The organism is Sphingomonas pollutisoli (assembly GCF_029167165.1).
GTDB classification, from domain to species: Bacteria; Pseudomonadota; Alphaproteobacteria; order Sphingomonadales; family Sphingomonadaceae; genus Sphingomonas; species Sphingomonas pollutisoli.
Genome location: NZ_JARFNJ010000005.1, coordinates 259,408 through 275,370 on the forward strand (window position 1 = coordinate 259,408; position 15,963 = coordinate 275,370).

Below are 15,963 nucleotides of genomic sequence, written 5' to 3' on the forward strand. Positions count from 1 at the left end.
GCCATGAATCGCCTCACCTCCCTAATCGCCCTTTCGCTCGCGCTCGTCGCCGTACCGCTTGCTGCGCAAACCGCACCGCAGGCGCCCTCGCCCGAGACGCCGCCCAAGCTGATCGTGGCGATCTCGGTCGATCAGTTCTCGGCCGATCTGTTCGCCGAATATCGCAACCATTTCACCGGCGGGTTCGCGCGGCTGCTGACCGGCGACGTCTTTCCCGCCGGTTATCAGAGCCACGCCGCGACCGAGACCTGCCCCGGCCATTCGACGATCCTCACCGGCTTCCGCCCCGCTCGCACCGGCATCATCGCCAACACCTGGTACAACCTCAAATCGCCGCTCGCCGACAAGGTGATCTATTGCGCCGAGGACGAGAGCGTGCCGGGCAGCACGCATGACGCCTATACCGTCACCGACCAGCACCTGCTGGTGCCGACGCTCGGCGAGCGGATGAAGGCGGCGAATCCGGCTTCGCGCACCGTCTCGGTCGCCGGCAAGGACCGCGCGGCGGTGATGATGGGCGGGCACAAGGCGGCGCTCGACCAAATCTGGTGGTGGGATGGCAAGGCCTTCGTCAGCTATGCCGGGCGCAAGACGCCGGAGATCGTCACGCGCACCAACGCGGTCGTCAACGCGCGCATCGCCGAGGCGCAGCCCGCGTTCGAGGTGCCCGATTTCTGCGTGAGCCGTGACCGCGCGATCCCGATCGGCGGCGGCAAGACCGTCGGCTCGGGCCATTTCGAGCGCGAAGCGGGCAACCGCACCAAGTTCCGCGCATCGCCCGAGTTCGACAACGCGATCCTCGCGCTCGGTGCTGGCATGGTGCGCGAGATGAAGCTCGGCCAGGGCCCGGCGACCGACATCATCGACATCGGCGCCTCGGCGACCGATTATGTCGGTCACACCTATGGCACCGAAGGCGCCGAGATGTGCATCCAGCTCGCCAATCTCGACCATTCGCTCGGCGAGCTGTTCGATCAGCTCGACCAGACCGGAGTCGATTACCTCGTCGTGCTGACCGCCGATCACGGCGGCCATGATTTGCCCGAGCGCAACCGCGAACATGCCGCGCCGACGGCGGTGCGGATCGACCCCGCGTTCACCACCAAGGCGGTGAGCGACTCGGTCGCGGCCAAGCTCAAGCTGCCGGGGCAGGTGCTGTTCGGCGATTCGGGTTCGGGCGACATCTGGGTCGACCCCAAGCTGAGCAAGCCGCAGCATGACGCGGTGCTGGCCGAAGCGCTCAAAATCTATCGCGCCAACCCACAGGTCGCCGCCGCCTTCTCGGGCGCCGAGATCGCCGCCTCGCCCGAACCGAGCGGGCCGCCGGAGACCTGGCCGCTCATCATGCGCGCCAAGGCATCGTACAATCCGCGCGTCTCCGGCGACATCGTCGTCGCGCTCAAGCCGCGGGTGATGCCGATCGCCGACCCGACGCACGGCTATGTCGCGACCCATGGCAGTTTCTGGGACTATGACCGGCGCGTGCCGATCCTGTTCTGGCGCAAGGGCATGACCGGATTTGAACAGCCATTGTCGGTCGAAACGGCCGATATCGTGCCGACGCTCGCGGCCGCGATCCACCTACCGCTGTCGGCACCGCTGCCGGACGGGCGCTGTCTCGATCTCGACGGCGGGGTGGCATCGACCTGCCCGTAAGGGCGGCACGCGCACCCGTTCGTGCCGAGCGTGTCGGAGCACTTGCCCGAAGGGCTGCCGCTTCGGACGCGCACTTCGACTTCGCTCAGTGCGAACGGTGGGTTTGCTGTGCTCAACCGCCTCGACCTGGGTAAAGGTGCCGGCTCGACCCGGTTCTTGAATCCTCCCCGTTCGTGCTGAGCTTGTCGAAGCACGTGCCCCGAGTGCCGCGCTTGCTTTGGGCACGCCCTTCGACACGCTCAGGGCGAACGGTGGGTTCGTTGCTCTGCGGTTGATCGACCCAGTGCCGTAAACTCATACAAAAGCTTGTCCAAGCGCGGCTCGGCACGGTATAGGCATTGCTTGCTGCGAGTTCATCGCAATAGCACGTGCGCGCGAGCGATGGTTCGCGGCGACGCGCATTTTGCCGTGTCGCACACCCTTCCCCATTGGGCGCACCATTGCTAAGGCCACCCGCGACTCTTGCATTCGCCCTAACCGGGGCGCGCTCGTGCGGCCCACCCGGCCGTCTTCCCGCCGCGCTCCCGTCTCGGGGCTTCACTTGGGAAGGACTAGCATGACCGCCATCGGCCAGGATACGCTCGGGGCCCGCGCCACGCTCGACGTGAACGGGATCACCTATGATTATTACTCGCTGGCCACCGCGGCGGAAAAGCTCGGCGACATCAGCCGCCTGCCTTTCTCGATGAAGGTGCTGCTCGAGAACCTGCTGCGTTTCGAGGACGGCGTGACCGTCACCGGCGACGATATCCAGGCGATCGTCGACTGGCAGACCGAGCGCAAGTCCGATCGCGAGATCCAGTATCGCCCCGCGCGCGTGCTGATGCAGGATTTCACCGGCGTTCCCTGCGTGGTCGATCTCGCGGCGATGCGCGACGCGATCACCAAGCTCGGCGGCGATGCGGCCAAGATCAACCCGCTGGTGCCCGTCCATCTCGTCATCGATCACTCGGTGATGGTCGACGAGTTCGGCACGCCCAAGGCGTTCGAGGATAACGTCGAGCTCGAATATCAGCGCAACAACGAGCGCTACGAGTTCCTCAAGTGGGGCAGCAAGGCGCTCGACAATTTCAAGGTCGTGCCCCCCGGCACCGGCATCTGCCATCAGGTCAACCTTGAGAACATCGCGCAGGCGGTGTGGTCGTCGGTCGCGCCGGACGGCAAGAAGATCGCCTATCCGGACACCTGCGTCGGCACCGACAGCCACACGACGATGGTCAACGGCCTCGGCGTGCTCGGCTGGGGCGTCGGCGGGATCGAGGCCGAGGCGGCGATGCTCGGCCAGCCCGTCTCGATGCTGATCCCCGAAGTGGTCGGCTTCAAGCTGACCGGCACGCTCGCGGAAGGGATCACCGCGACCGATCTCGTGCTCACCGTCACGCAGATGCTGCGCGCCAAGGGCGTGGTCGGCCGCTTCGTCGAATTCTACGGCCCCGGCCTCGACGCGCTCAGCCTCGCGGATCGTGCGACGATCGCCAACATGGCGCCCGAATATGGCGCGACCTGCGGCTTCTTCCCGATCGACGACGCCACGCTCGACTATATGCGCCTGACCGGCCGTGACGAGGACCAGATCGCGCTGACCGAAGCCTATGCCAAGGCGCAGGGCTTCTGGCGCGGCGCCGATGCGGTCGAGCCGGTCTTCACCGACACGCTCGAACTGGACATGGCGAACGTCGTGCCGTCGCTCGCCGGGCCGAAGCGCCCGCAGGACAAGGTGGTGCTCACCGAAGTCGATGACACGTTCAACGCCGATCTCGCCAAGGTCTATCATCACGCCAGCGCCAAGCGTGTTCCGGTCGATGGCCGCGAGCATGACATCGGCGACGGTGACGTCGTGATCGCCGCGATCACGAGCTGCACCAACACCTCGAACCCGTCGGTGCTGGTCGCCGCCGGTCTGGTCGCGCGCAAGGCCAATGCGCTCGGTCTCAAGCCCAAGCCGTGGGTCAAGACTTCGCTCGCACCCGGCTCGCAGGTCGTTACCGATTACCTCAACAAGTCGGGGCTGAGCGCCGATCTCGACGCGGTCGGCTTCAACCTGGTCGGCTATGGCTGCACGACCTGCATCGGCAATTCGGGTCCGCTCGCCGAGCCGATTTCAAAGGCGATCAACGGCAACGACATCGTCGCCGCCTCGGTGCTGTCGGGCAACCGCAACTTCGAAGGCCGCGTCTCGCCCGACGTGCGCGCCAACTTCCTCGCCTCGCCGCCGCTGGTCGTCGCCTATGCGCTGAAGGGCACGGTGGTCGAGGATTTCACCACCACCCCGATCGGCCAGTCGAGCGACGGCAACGACGTGTACCTCAAGGACATCTGGCCCTCGAACGCCGAAGTCCGCGAACTGATGGACGCGAACATCGACCGCGCGATGTTCCAGTCGCGTTACGCGAGCGTGTTCTCGGGCGATGCGCGCTGGCAGGCGATCGACGTTACGGGGTCTGACACCTACGCATGGCGCGCCGGTTCGACCTATGTCGCCAACCCGCCGTACTTCGAAGGCATGACAATGACGCCGGTGCCGACCGAGGACATCGTCGAGGCGCGTCCGCTCGCGATCTTCGCCGATTCGATCACCACCGATCACATCTCGCCGGCCGGATCGATCAAGGCGGACAGCCCCGCCGGCAAGTTCCTGCTCGACCATCAGGTCAGCAAGGCGGACTTCAACAGCTACGGCGCGCGCCGCGGCAACCATGAAGTGATGATGCGCGGCACCTTCGCCAACATCCGCATCAAGAACGAGATGACGCCGGGCATCGAAGGCGGCGTGACCAAATACGTGCCGACCGGCGAGGTGATGCCGATCTACGACGCGGCGATGCGCTACAAGGCGGATCACACCCCGCTCGTGGTGGTCGCGGGCAAGGAATATGGCACCGGCTCGTCGCGCGACTGGGCGGCGAAGGGCACCAACCTGCTCGGCGTGCGCGCGGTCATCACCGAGAGCTTCGAGCGCATCCACCGCTCGAACCTGGTCGGCATGGGCGTGCTGCCGCTCCAGTTCGCCGACGGCGTGACGCGCCAGACGCTCAAGCTCGATGGCACCGAGACCTTCACGATCATGAAGGTCGCCGAAATCCGCCCGCGTCAGGACGTCGATGTGACGCTGACCCGCGCCGACGGCACCGTCGAGACGTTCAAGACGCGCTGCCGCATCGATACCGTCAACGAGCTCGAGTATTTCCTCAACGGCGGCATCCTCCAGTACGTGCTGCGCAAGCTGGCGGCATAAGCCGACGAACTCCGGCCCGGACGGTGTCGTCCGGGCCGGAGCGTTTTTCGACGATCTTCGCGGAGCGCGTTACTTCGCGGCGTTCTGTACTTCGCCCTGCCCCATTGCCGAGACGAGCAGGTTGCCGTTGCCGCTGAAATTGGCGGCCGGCAGGGTGGCGAGCTTGTTACCGACCTTCATGGTGATCGTCTCGATGCGCCCACGCGCATCGGTTGCCACCGCGTTGACACGTCCAATCACGTTGCCGGCGGTATCACGCACCTTCATGCCGCGCGTAACGGTGAAACCGCTTGATCCGGCAGCATCGCCACCGCTCGCCAGCCCAAGCCCGTCGGCACCGCCATCCGCGCTGCCTGCCGCACTCCCGCTCGCCGACCCGTTCGTCGTACCCGAGCCGGCCAGGTTGGCGGCGCGGTCGCGCAGCGTGCCGACGGCGGTGCCGGCGCGATCGCCAATCGCACCAGCCGTCCCGCGCGCCGTGCCGACCGCACCGCGTGCCGCGTTGCCGACAGCATCGGTGCCGATCAACTGCGCGCTGCCGTTGCCCGATGCCGAACCGCTCGCGGTGCCAGACGCGGCGCCGCTGACCGGGCCAGTCGCATTGGCGACGGTGCCGCCCAGCGAACCATCGACCGAACGGCTGGCGGACACGCTGCCCTTGCGGCGATCGACCTTGGTCGAGCCACTGGTCGATGCGGTGTTGTCGAGCGTGCCCTGCGTGGTCGAACGCAGGCTGCGTGAGACCGTCGATGTGCCGTTCAGCGTGCCGCCGAGCATGCCGGTGCCGTTGCCGCCGATGCCGCCTACCCCGCCGCCGAGCGCACCGCTTAGGCCGCCGCCCAGTCCGCCACCAAGTCCGCCACCACCGAGCAACTGAGCCGATGCGGGAACTGCGCCGAATGCGAGAACGATCGCGGCCGTACCGATGAGGAACGTCTTCATGATGCTGTCCTTCCTGTGGTCTTGCGGGCAGCTTTCGCTACCCTCACAGAAAGAACGGATGCCGCGTGCGGTTTAATCCGCCGCATCCGAAAATCTTATTTTGCGGGTGTCCGGCAGCTCTCACACAGGATGCCGCGGCCATAGCGGCTGGCGGGGCCGGCCTTGCGCGCTTCGCTGTCGGCCGCCTTGACCGCCGCCGCCCTGTTGCCGCCCAGGCGCGCGAGCCGCGCGGCGACGAGCGGCGCCGCGAACGACGTGCCACGCACCGGCGCCGAACCGCCCTGCGCGGTGGCAGCGAGCATGTCCGCACCCGGCGCCGCGTAATCGAGATGGAGCGACCGCCCCGCCTCGATGAGCGCGCGCCCGCGCCCATCGACGCCGGTCACCGCGATCACGCCGGGGTAGGATGCGGGATAGGATGGCGGCGCGGCGGGACCATCGTTGCCCACCGCCGCGACCACGATCATACCGCGCGTCTGAACCGCCGCCACCACCCGCGCGAGCAACGGATTGGCGGGTCCGACCAGGCTGATGACCGTCACCGGCACATGGACGCTGGCGAGCCACGCCAGGGCCTTGGCGATGGCGAGCGCATTGCCGCCAGCGGGATCTTTGCCATAGACATCGGCCGCGTACAGCCGCGCGCCCACAGCGGCGCCGCGCACGCCGCCGCCGCCGATCAGCAGCGACGCGATCGCCGTGCCGTGGTTGTCCGGCGAGGGCGCGCCCGCAGCGAACCCTCGGCGCGTGACCGGCGCATCGACCGCTCCCACCCCGCCGTCGATCATCCCGATCGCACCGGACATCGGCCCTTGCGCCGCACTTGCGGACGGCGTGGCGGCGTGCGCGACGGCGCCGCTCTCGAAATGCACCTGATCGGCCGAGACATCATGCCCCCGCGCCAGCTTTCGCATCGTGCGGAGACCATCGACCAGCGACTTGCCTAGCGGCACGTCGAACCGGGCGAAGCCGATGCCCAGCCCCTCCAGGTCACCGCGTTCCGCCAGCACGAAACCCGCCGCTGTCGCGGCCGCGATCAGCGCGTCATCGGGGTCGCTCACCAGAACGGTGCCGGCGCGCGCTGGGTCGCCGTGATCGTCGGGCGCGAGGTCCGTGCGATGCTCGCGCAACATCGTGGCGATGCGGTCGAGCCGGGTCTGCGCCAGCGCGGCGACTCGCGACGGGATTTCGGGCGCGGCCCGGACGGTATCGGTCACCGTCCGCAAGGTGCCACTTACGACATCCGGTATGTGCGGCAGCGCCAGTTGCGCCGCCACGGGCGTCGCGGTCAACAGCAAGGCAGGGATCATCGCGCGCCGCACCATCGTGCGCACGACCCTAGGCGGATCGGGAAGATCTGTCATGTCCCGGATGAAACGGATCGGGCCGTTCGTTTCATCCGCATCGACAGGCGAAAGGAGGGCGCGTGCGTTTCGAGGACGAACTGATCGGTCTGCTGCCGCGCCTGCGGCGGTTCGCCCGCTCGCTCGCGTTCGCGCCCGCCGATGCCGACGATCTGTGTCAGGCGACCATCGAGCGCGCGCTGAAATCGCGCGACCAGTGGCAGCCCGGAACACGACTGGATAGCTGGATGTACCGTATCATGCGCAACACCTGGATCGACACCGCCCGCGCGAGCCGGCGTCGCGGCGAGACCTTCGTCGCGGCGGAAGCCGGCGAGAGCATTGGCGACGCGGGCGATCGCGCGATCGAGGCGCGTGTCGAACTCGGCAAGGTCGGACGGGCGATGGCGATGCTGCCGCCAGAGCAGCGCGAGGCGGTCGCGCTCGTCCTGGTCGAAGGTCTCGCGTACAAGGAAGCGGCGATGGTGCTGGAGATTCCGATGGGCACGCTCACCTCGCGGCTGGTGCGCGGCCGCGAAGCCTTGATGCGAACGTTGGAGGAAGCGGCATGAGCGGCGAGATTGATCCCGAAATGCTGATGGCCTTTGCCGATGGCGAACTCGATCCGCTCGCGGCCAAGCGCGTCGAACACGCCATCGCCGGCGATGCCGAGGCCGCCGCGACGGTGGCGCGTCATCGCGCGCTGCGCGCGACGCTGACGCAGGCGTTCGATCCGGTGACGGCGGAACCCGTGCCGCCGGCCCTGTTGGCCGCCGCGAAAAGCCCGAACGTGGTCGATCTCGCCCCGATCCGAAACGCGCGGCGCGTGTCCGGCAGACGCTGGTGGCCGGTCGGCGGCGCGATCGCGGCGAGTCTCGCTCTCGGGCTGGTCATCGGCGGACAGCTTGGCGGCGGCGCGCCGGTGACGAACCGCGACGGTGCGCTCATCGCCTCGGGCAACCTCGATCACCTGCTCAACACCCAGCTCGCCGCAACGCAGGACAGCGCTGCGGCGATGCGCGTGCGCGTTACCTTCCGCGACCGATCGGGCGCGATCTGCCGGACGTTCACGACGCCGGCGCTTGGCGGGATCGCCTGTCGCGACGGGGATGCGTGGCTGTTGCGCGAGACCCGTAACCGGGTTGCGACGGGAACCACCGAATATCGTCAGGCCGGTTCCGATGACGCGGCGATCATGGCCGATGCCGAAGCCGCGATGTCGGGCGAACCGCTCGACGCTGCCGCCGAAGCGCGCGCGCGGGCGAACGGCTGGCGGCCGCAGTAGCGCGCACGCGCCGAAGCGCGATCTCAGCCCCGGTCGATCCGCGCCGCGAAGCAGCCGCGCTTGGCGTTGTGCGCGTGCAGGTAGGCGACCGTCGGATCGGCGAACATGCGTGCGATCGCCGGCGCGAGGTCGGCGCCGTCGATCACGTCGGCGTCGGTCATCATGCCCGCCGCGTCGAACGCGCGCAGCGACAGCAGCCGCCGGGCGAGCACGTCGGGCACCGCATCCTCGTATCGCGCCGGCGCGTCGGCGCCCTCGCGCACGAAGATCGCGTGGCGCGCGCGATACGGCGTCGCCACCGGCAGATGTTCGAAATTGAGCAGCAGCACGTCCGCGCTGGGCGCGACATCTTCCAGCGTCACCCGACACGGAAAGCCGGGATGGGCATCCACCCGCATCCGGACCACACCCCGGTCGGCGAGCGCCGCATCGCTCAGGCCGTAGAGTTCCCGGAACGGCGCGGGATCGAGGCCCTGGATCACGAAGCCGCTCACTCCACGCCCTCGCGCTTGCGCAGCGCGACCTTGCGGTCGATGCCCCAGGCATAGCCCGCCATCGACCCGTCGGCGCGCTGCGCGCGGTGGCAGGGAATGACGATCGAGACCGGGTTGGCGCCGCACGCGGTTCCCGCCGCGCGCACCGCCTGCGGGTTGCCGGCCGCGGCGGCGAGTTCGCGGTAGGTGCGCGTCTCGCCGAAGGGGATCGCGCGCAGCGCCTGCCACACCGCCTCCTGGAAGGCGGTGCCGCGCACGTCGAGCGGCAGATCGATGTCGCGCTCGGGCGATTCGACCGCCGCCACCACCTGCGCGGCGAGATCGGCGAGCGCCGCGCCGCCGGGGACGATCTCGGCGTTGGGGAAGCGCGCGCGCAAGGCCGCCTCGCCCTCATCGAACGACACGCGGCACAGCCCCTTGTCGGTGGCGGCGACCAATAGCGGGCCGAGGCTGGTCGCCGCGATCGTCCAGCGGATCACGACGCCCGCGCCGCCCTTCCGCCACAGGCTCGGGGACATGCCGAGCCGCGCCGCGCCCTGTTCGTAGAAACGGCTCGGCGCGGAATAGCCAGCCTCGTAGATCGCGTTCGTCACGCTATCCTCCTCGGTGAGCGCCTGCGCGGCGCGGGTCGCGCGTAGGCCGCGCGCATAGGCGGCGGGCGTCACGCCGGTCGCGCGCTTGAACAGCCGGTGGAAATGGTGCGGCGCATAGCCGACCGCCGCCGCCAGCGCGTCGAGCGCGGTCGCGGCGTCCGCCTCGATCAGCGTGATCGCGCGCGCGACGGCGACCTGATCGCGCGCCGCATCGTCGGGCTTGCAGCGCAGGCAGGCGCGATAGCCGGCCGCCTGCGCCGCGGCGCCGTCATGATAGAAGGAGACGTTCTCGCGCTTGGGGCGCCGCGCCGGGCAGCTCGGCTTGCAATAGATGCCGGTGGTGTGGACCGCAACGACGAAGCGGCCGTCACGGCGACGGTCACGCGCATCGAAAGCGGTCCAGGCGGCGTCGGTGTCGATCGGGAGCGTCTCGGGCATGCCGCCGGTATAGGCGTGTCGCAGCGCGCGTCACATCCCGCCGCTTGCGGTCAAAGCCGGGTTGCGGGTAGCGGGGGCGCATGCCCGTTCTGCCCCTGATTCCGGTTGCGACCGCCGCCGATGCGACCTGGCCCGATACCCGCATCGCCCGGCTGGAAGCGCTGGCGATGGTGCAGGAGCTTGAACTCGCGCTCCTGACGCATGACAGCGCGACGCTCGTGCTCGACGATTGGTGCGTGCGCCATGATCTCGCGCCCGCCGGCACCCAAATCGTCGCCGATCGCCAGCCGGGTGCCGAACGCCCCGCCCCGCCAGAGGTGCGCGCGGCGCTGCACGTTGGCGCGGACGAGCCGGTTCGCTATCGACTCGTCCATCTGCGCTGCGGCGCGCGTGTGCTGTCGGTCGCGGAAAACTGGTACGTGCCCGCGCGGCTGACCCCGGAGATGAACCACGCGCTCGATTCGACCGACGTGTCGTTCGGGCGAATCGTCCGGCCGCTCGGCTTTCGCCGGGTGGGGCTCGGTTCGCGGATCCTGTGGGCGCCGCTCGGCGAGGATTGGGACGCGCGCACAGCTGATAGCGCTATCAAAGATCGCACCGGCAAAAACCTCGTGATCCCGGCGCGGGTAATCGAGAACCGCGCGGTGCTGGTGCTGCCCGACGGCACGCCGTTCTCGCAAGTCATCGAGAACTACACCGGCGCGGTGCTGGGTGCGCAACCACCAGGGGCGCGCCGCTGAATTCATCACGCACGCGCACCGATTGCCTTCGCGCGCGCGCCATGACTATCCACAGGACTTGACCGCCCCGCCCCGCTTGCGCATTGCGGAACCCGATGCTAACCGCCCGCCAACCCATCGGCAGGCGCTTCGCGCCAGCCTGTTATCGCATGGGGCCATCTTTTGTTCGCCCTTACCTGAGGAACCTGATCGCGTGGAGACATCCGGCGGTATTCAAGCCAGTTTAAGCGGTCGCTACGCGACGGCTTTGTTCGAGCTGGCACGCGAGACCAAGGCGATCGACACCGTCGAGGCCAGCCTCGCGACGGTGCGCGCCGCGCTCGACCAGTCGGACGATTTCAAGCGGCTGACACAGAGCCCGCTGGTCTCGCGCAAGGACGCCGCGCATGCCGCCGCCGCGGTCGCCGACGAACTCGGCCTCGACGCCACGACCAAGAATTTTCTCGGTGTGCTCGCCGACAACCGCCGGCTGTCGCAGCTTCCCGCCGTGATCCGCGCGTTCCGTGAGCTCGCCGCCAACTTCCGCGGCGAGACGACCGCCGAGGTCACGTCTGCGCACCCGCTCGCGCCCGATCAGGTCGATGCGCTCAAGCAGCAGCTCCGCACCCGTGTCGGCCGCGACGTTTCCGTCGACCTATCGGTCGATCCCTCGCTCCTCGGTGGGCTGGTCGTCAGGATCGGCAGCCAGATGATCGATTCGTCGATCAAGACCCGTCTCAATACGCTCGCGCACGCAATGAAAGGCTGACAGCCGAGGCTGTCAGTGGGAAAGGCTGAAACATGGATATCCGCGCCGCAGAAATCTCGAAGGTCATCAAGGACCAGATCGCCAGCTTCGGCACCGAGGCGGAAGTCTCCGAAACCGGCCAGGTGCTGTCGGTCGGTGACGGCATCGCGCGCATTCACGGGCTCGACAACGTCCAGGCGGGCGAGATGGTCGAATTCTCGAACGGCGTGCAGGGCATGGCGCTCAACCTCGAAGCCGATAACGTCGGCGTCGTGATCTTCGGGTCGGACTCGGAGATCAAGGAAGGCGACGTCGTCAAGCGCACCGGCACGATCGTCGACGTGCCGATCGGCAAGGGCCTGCTCGGCCGCGTGGTCGATGGCCTCGGCAACCCGATCGACGGCAAAGGCCCGATCGTCGCCGATCAGCGCAGCCGCGTCGAGGTCAAGGCGCCGGGCATCATCCCGCGCACCTCGGTCCACGAGCCCGTCCAGACCGGCCTCAAGGCGATCGACGCGCTCGTTCCGGTCGGCCGTGGCCAGCGCGAGCTCATCATCGGCGATCGCCAGACCGGCAAGTCCGCCGTCGCGATCGACACGTTCATCAACCAGAAGACCGCCAACGCCGGCGATGACGAGAGCAAGAAGCTCTATTGCATCTACGTCGCGGTCGGCCAGAAGCGCTCGACTGTCGCCCAGCTCGTCCGCACGCTGACCGAGAATGGCGCGATGGACTATTCGATCGTGGTCGCCGCGACCGCATCGGACCCCGCACCGCTCCAGTTCCTCGCGCCCTACACCGGCACGGCGATGGGCGAATATTTCCGCGACAACGGCATGCACGCGCTGATCGTGTTCGACGATCTTTCGAAGCAGGCGGTCGCCTATCGCCAGATGTCGTTGCTGCTGCGCCGTCCGCCGGGCCGCGAAGCCTATCCCGGCGACGTGTTCTATCTCCACTCGCGCCTGCTCGAGCGCGCGGCGAAGATGAACAAGGACAATGGCTCGGGCTCGCTGACCGCGCTGCCGATCATCGAGACGCAGGCGGGCGACGTGTCGGCCTACATCCCGACCAACGTGATCTCGATCACCGACGGCCAGATCTTCCTCGAAACCGATCTGTTCTTCGCGGGCATCCGCCCCGCGATCAACGTCGGCCTGTCGGTGAGCCGCGTCGGCTCGGCCGCGCAGACCAAGGCGATGAAGAAGGTGTCGGGCTCGATCAAGCTCGAGCTCGCGCAGTATCGCGAGATGGCGGCGTTCGCGCAGTTCGGCTCGGACCTCGACGCCTCGACCCAGAAGCTGCTCAACCGCGGCGCGCGCCTGACCGAGCTGCTCAAGCAGCCGCAGTTCTCGCCGCTGCCGTTCGAGGAGCAGACCGCATCGATCTTCGCGGGCACGCAGGGCTATCTCGATACCGTGCCGGTCGCCGACGTGGTGCGCTATGAGGCGGCGATGCTCGCCGATCTGCGCGCCAACCACGCCGACGTGCTCGCGCTGATCCGCGACACCAAGGATCTCGGCGACGAAGCGAAGGGCAAGCTCAAGGGCGCGCTCGACGCGTTCGCGAAGACGTTTGCGTAAAAATCCGTCACCCCAGCGCAAGCTGGGGTCTCCGGTCGCACGCGCGCGGCCAGAGGCACAAGATCCCGGCGTACGCTGGGATGACGAAGTGGGAAGCTAAATGGCGTCGTTGAAGGCCCTCAAGATCCGCATCGGCTCGGTGAAGTCGACGCAGAAGATCACCAAGGCGATGAAGATGGTCGCCGCCGCCAAGCTGCGCCGCGCGCAGGAAGCGGCGATCGCCGCGCGTCCCTATGCCAGCCGGCTCGAAAAGGTGATGGCGAGCCTCGCCGCGAAGGTAACGGTCGGCGAGAGCGGGCCGAAGCTGCTCGCGGGCACCGGACGCGATCAGGTGCATCTGCTGATCGTCGCGACCTCGGAGCGGGGTCTGGCGGGCGCGTTCAACTCGAACATCGTCCGCGCCGCGCGCCGCAAGGCCGAGGAGCTCGAGAACGCCGGCAAGACCGTCAAGATCTACCTCGCCGGCAAGAAGGGGCGCGTCATCAAGCGCTTCTACCCGACGCAGGTCGTCGTCGATCACGAGATGAGCCACATCAAGACGGTGTCGTTCGCCGACGCCAAGGCGATCACCGACGACGTGATCGCGCGCTACGAAGCGGGCGAGTTCGACGTTGCGCACCTGTTCTACGCGCGCTTCCAGTCGGCGCTGGTGCAGGAGCCGATCGGCCGGCAGATCATCCCGGTCGCCCTCCCCGCCAACGACGCGGCGGTGGTGGACGACGGCGGCGCCGCGGTCGAGTACGAGCCCGACGAGGAATCGATCCTCGCCGATCTGCTGCCGCGCAACATCGCGATTCAGATCTTCGGCGCGCTGCTGGAGAATGCCGCGTCCGAACAGGGCAGCCGCATGACCGCGATGGACAACGCCACGCGCAACGCCGGCGACATGATCCAGAAGCTGAGCATCCAGTACAACCGCACCCGCCAGGCGGCGATCACGACCGAACTGGTGGAAATCATCTCCGGCGCGGAAGCGCTGTAAGAATCGCAAGAAGGTAGGACGAGCAATGGCAACCGCCCCCGACATGATCGCTCCGGTAGCGACCACCAACAACGTAGGCCGCATCAGCCAGGTGATCGGCGCGGTCGTCGACGTGGCGTTCGATCAGGGCAATCTGCCCGCGATTCTGAACGCGCTCGAGACCAACAACAACGGCACGCGCCTGGTTCTCGAAGTCGCGCAGCATCTCGGTGAGAACACCGTCCGCACGATCGCGATGGACTCGACCGAGGGCCTGATGCGCGGCCAGACCGTGACCGACACCGGCGCGCAGATCCGCATGCCGGTCGGCCCCAAGACGCTCGGCCGCATCATGAACGTGATCGGCGAGCCGATCGACGAGCGTGGCCCGATCGGCAACACCGAGACCGCCCCGATCCATGCCAAGGCGCCGCTGTTCGTCGATCAGTCGACCGAGAGCGCGATCCTCGTCACCGGCATCAAGGTGATCGATCTGCTCGCGCCTTACGCCAAGGGCGGCAAGATCGGCCTGTTCGGCGGCGCCGGCGTCGGCAAGACCGTGCTGATCCAGGAACTCATCAACAACATCGCCAAGGGCCACGGCGGCACCTCGGTCTTCGCGGGCGTGGGTGAGCGCACCCGCGAGGGCAACGATCTCTATCACGAGTTCCTCGACGCCAACGTGATCGCCAAGGATGCCGACGGTAACGCGATCTCGGAGGGTTCGAAGGTCGCGCTGGTGTACGGCCAGATGAACGAGCCGCCCGGCGCCCGCGCCCGCGTCGCACTTTCGGGCCTGACGATTGCCGAATATTTCCGCGACGTCGAAGGCCAGGACGTGCTGTTCTTCGTCGACAACATCTTCCGCTTCACCCAGGCGGGCGCGGAAGTGTCGGCGCTGCTCGGCCGTATTCCGAGCGCCGTGGGCTATCAGCCGACACTGTCGACCGACATGGGTGCGCTCCAGGAGCGCATCACCTCGACCAACAAGGGCTCAATCACCTCGGTGCAGGCCGTGTACGTGCCGGCGGACGATCTGACCGATCCGGCGCCGGCGACCTCGTTCGCGCACTTGGACGCGACCACCGTGCTCAACCGCGCGATCTCGGAACTCGGCATCTACCCGGCGGTCGATCCGCTCGATTCGACCAGCCGCGTGCTCGAACCGCGCGTCGTCGGCCAAGAGCATTACGAGACCGCGCGCGCGGTGCAGTCGACGCTCCAGAAGTACAAGTCGCTGCAGGACATCATCGCGATCCTCGGCATGGACGAGCTTTCCGAAGAGGATAAGCTGACCGTCAGCCGTGCGCGGAAGATCCAGCGCTTCCTGTCGCAGCCGTTCCACGTCGCCGAGGTCTTCACCGGCATTCCGGGCAAGTTCGTCCAGATCGAGGACACGGTGAAGTCGTTCAAGGCGGTGGTCGAGGGTGAATATGACCACCTTCCGGAAGCCGCGTTCTACATGGTCGGCGGCATCGAGGAAGCGATCGCCAAGGCCGAGAAGATGGCACAGGAGGCGTAAAGCCGCCTCTACGCCCCATCCCGTTCGCGGGAGGGGCTGAGGGAGAGCCTGTGGGCATGGCTCTCTCGACATGACACGCCCTCCCCCGACCCCTCCCGCACGCGGGAGGGGAGTAGGAAACTGAAATGCTGCACTTCGAACTCGTCACGCCTGAAAAGCTCGTCCGCTCGGAAGAGGTTCATATGGTCGTCGTGCCCGGCACGGAGGGCGATTTCGGCGTGCTCGAAGGCCATGCGCCGGTGATGTCGACGATTCGCGACGGCGCCATCCAGATCTACCGCACCGACAAGGGTGAACCCGAACTGCTCGCGATCGAAGGCGGTTTCGCCGAGGTCAATGCGCGTGGGCTGACCGTGCTCGCCGAGCGGGTCGGCTGAGGCTTTTCCCGAGGCAGAGCGGCGGCCGGGCATCACGATGCTGATGCCGTCGCTGAAACGTTCAACA

General features: G+C 67.7%; 14 protein-coding genes. 10 read left to right on the plus strand and 4 right to left on the minus strand.

The window, feature by feature from the left end; genetic code table 11:
• Nucleotides 1-3 precede the first annotated feature (3 nt).
• Both PX554_RS13040 and acnA read left to right on the plus strand, forming a co-directional pair.
• A complete protein-coding gene (locus PX554_RS13040) occupies nucleotides 4-1,656 on the plus strand; it encodes an alkaline phosphatase family protein (RefSeq protein WP_275502360.1) in 1,653 nt (550 codons plus the stop codon).
• A gap of 556 nt (nucleotides 1,657-2,212) precedes the next feature.
• Nucleotides 2,213-4,891, plus strand: a complete 2,679-nt coding sequence (gene acnA / locus PX554_RS13045) for an aconitate hydratase AcnA (protein ID WP_275502362.1) — start codon at nucleotides 2,213-2,215, stop codon at nucleotides 4,889-4,891.
• A 69-nt stretch (nucleotides 4,892-4,960) separates the two neighbouring features.
• On the opposite strand, the gene PX554_RS13050 is transcribed toward acnA, so the two are convergent.
• The gene (locus PX554_RS13050) at nucleotides 4,961-5,833 is read right to left on the minus strand and encodes a hypothetical protein (protein ID WP_275502363.1); all 873 of its coding nucleotides are present in this window, start codon (nucleotides 5,831-5,833) and stop codon (nucleotides 4,961-4,963) included.
• A gap of 95 nt (nucleotides 5,834-5,928) precedes the next feature.
• Nucleotides 5,929-7,197 (minus strand): S8 family serine peptidase, encoded by a 1,269-nt coding sequence (locus PX554_RS13055; RefSeq protein ID WP_256326101.1) that lies wholly within the window; start codon nucleotides 7,195-7,197, stop codon nucleotides 5,929-5,931.
• A 62-nt stretch (nucleotides 7,198-7,259) separates the two neighbouring features.
• Between PX554_RS13055 and PX554_RS13060 the strand changes: the two genes are divergently transcribed.
• The gene (locus PX554_RS13060) at nucleotides 7,260-7,748 is read left to right on the plus strand and encodes a sigma-70 family RNA polymerase sigma factor (RefSeq protein WP_275502367.1); all 489 of its coding nucleotides are present in this window, start codon (nucleotides 7,260-7,262) and stop codon (nucleotides 7,746-7,748) included.
• Nucleotides 7,745-8,461 carry an anti-sigma factor family protein gene (locus tag PX554_RS13065; RefSeq protein ID WP_093222324.1) on the plus strand — a complete coding sequence of 239 codons (717 nt, stop codon included), beginning with the start codon at nucleotides 7,745-7,747 and terminating at the stop codon, nucleotides 8,459-8,461. The genes PX554_RS13060 and PX554_RS13065 overlap by 4 nt, the downstream gene beginning before the upstream one ends.
• Before the next feature lie 23 nt (nucleotides 8,462-8,484).
• Here the strand turns inward: PX554_RS13065 and PX554_RS13070 are convergent, their stop codons facing one another.
• Nucleotides 8,485-8,955 (minus strand): DUF1203 domain-containing protein, encoded by a 471-nt coding sequence (locus PX554_RS13070; RefSeq protein ID WP_093222327.1) that lies wholly within the window; start codon nucleotides 8,953-8,955, stop codon nucleotides 8,485-8,487.
• Entirely contained in the window at nucleotides 8,952-9,986 is a 1,035-nt protein-coding gene (gene ada, locus PX554_RS13075) for a bifunctional DNA-binding transcriptional regulator/O6-methylguanine-DNA methyltransferase Ada (RefSeq protein WP_275502371.1), read from the minus strand. The genes PX554_RS13070 and ada overlap by 4 nt, the downstream gene beginning before the upstream one ends.
• An 80-nt stretch (nucleotides 9,987-10,066) precedes the next feature.
• On the opposite strand from ada, the gene PX554_RS13080 reads away from it, so the two are divergent.
• The 6 genes from PX554_RS13080 (at nucleotide 10,067) to PX554_RS13105 (ending at nucleotide 15,896) form a co-directional block, all read left to right on the plus strand.
• Nucleotides 10,067-10,726, plus strand: a complete 660-nt coding sequence (locus tag PX554_RS13080; RefSeq protein WP_275502373.1) for a hypothetical protein — start codon at nucleotides 10,067-10,069, stop codon at nucleotides 10,724-10,726.
• A gap of 193 nt (nucleotides 10,727-10,919) precedes the next feature.
• A complete protein-coding gene (locus tag PX554_RS13085) occupies nucleotides 10,920-11,474 on the plus strand; it encodes a F0F1 ATP synthase subunit delta (RefSeq protein ID WP_093222332.1) in 555 nt (184 codons plus the stop codon).
• Nucleotides 11,475-11,506: 32 nt separating this feature from the next.
• Complete coding sequence (atpA, locus tag PX554_RS13090; protein WP_275502377.1) at nucleotides 11,507-13,036, plus strand: F0F1 ATP synthase subunit alpha; 1,530 nt, start codon at nucleotides 11,507-11,509, stop codon at nucleotides 13,034-13,036.
• A gap of 100 nt (nucleotides 13,037-13,136) precedes the next feature.
• Complete coding sequence (locus PX554_RS13095; protein ID WP_093222336.1) at nucleotides 13,137-14,018, plus strand: F0F1 ATP synthase subunit gamma; 882 nt, start codon at nucleotides 13,137-13,139, stop codon at nucleotides 14,016-14,018.
• A 46-nt stretch (nucleotides 14,019-14,064) separates the two neighbouring features.
• Nucleotides 14,065-15,519 carry a F0F1 ATP synthase subunit beta gene (gene atpD, locus PX554_RS13100; RefSeq protein ID WP_275502671.1) on the plus strand — a complete coding sequence of 485 codons (1,455 nt, stop codon included), beginning with the start codon at nucleotides 14,065-14,067 and terminating at the stop codon, nucleotides 15,517-15,519.
• A gap of 125 nt (nucleotides 15,520-15,644) precedes the next feature.
• The gene (locus tag PX554_RS13105; protein ID WP_275502381.1) at nucleotides 15,645-15,896 is read left to right on the plus strand and encodes an ATP synthase F1 subunit epsilon; all 252 of its coding nucleotides are present in this window, start codon (nucleotides 15,645-15,647) and stop codon (nucleotides 15,894-15,896) included.
• The last annotated feature ends 67 nt before the right edge of the window (nucleotides 15,897-15,963 follow it).

Coding starts and splice junctions, on each gene's coding strand:
- PX554_RS13105 (WP_275502381.1), top strand. CDS start 15,645: ATGCTGCACTTCGAACTCGTCACGCCTGAAAAGCTCGTCCGCTCGGAA.
- acnA (WP_275502362.1), top strand. CDS start 2,213: ATGACCGCCATCGGCCAGGATACGCTCGGGGCCCGCGCCACGCTCGAC.
- ada (WP_275502371.1), bottom strand. CDS start 9,986: ATGCCCGAGACGCTCCCGATCGACACCGACGCCGCCTGGACCGCTTTC.
- PX554_RS13065 (WP_093222324.1), top strand. CDS start 7,745: ATGAGCGGCGAGATTGATCCCGAAATGCTGATGGCCTTTGCCGATGGC.
- atpA (WP_275502377.1), top strand. CDS start 11,507: ATGGATATCCGCGCCGCAGAAATCTCGAAGGTCATCAAGGACCAGATC.
- PX554_RS13095 (WP_093222336.1), top strand. CDS start 13,137: ATGGCGTCGTTGAAGGCCCTCAAGATCCGCATCGGCTCGGTGAAGTCG.
- PX554_RS13080 (WP_275502373.1), top strand. CDS start 10,067: ATGCCCGTTCTGCCCCTGATTCCGGTTGCGACCGCCGCCGATGCGACC.
- PX554_RS13040 (WP_275502360.1), top strand. CDS start 4: ATGAATCGCCTCACCTCCCTAATCGCCCTTTCGCTCGCGCTCGTCGCC.
- PX554_RS13050 (WP_275502363.1), bottom strand. CDS start 5,833: ATGAAGACGTTCCTCATCGGTACGGCCGCGATCGTTCTCGCATTCGGC.
- PX554_RS13055 (WP_256326101.1), bottom strand. CDS start 7,197: ATGACAGATCTTCCCGATCCGCCTAGGGTCGTGCGCACGATGGTGCGG.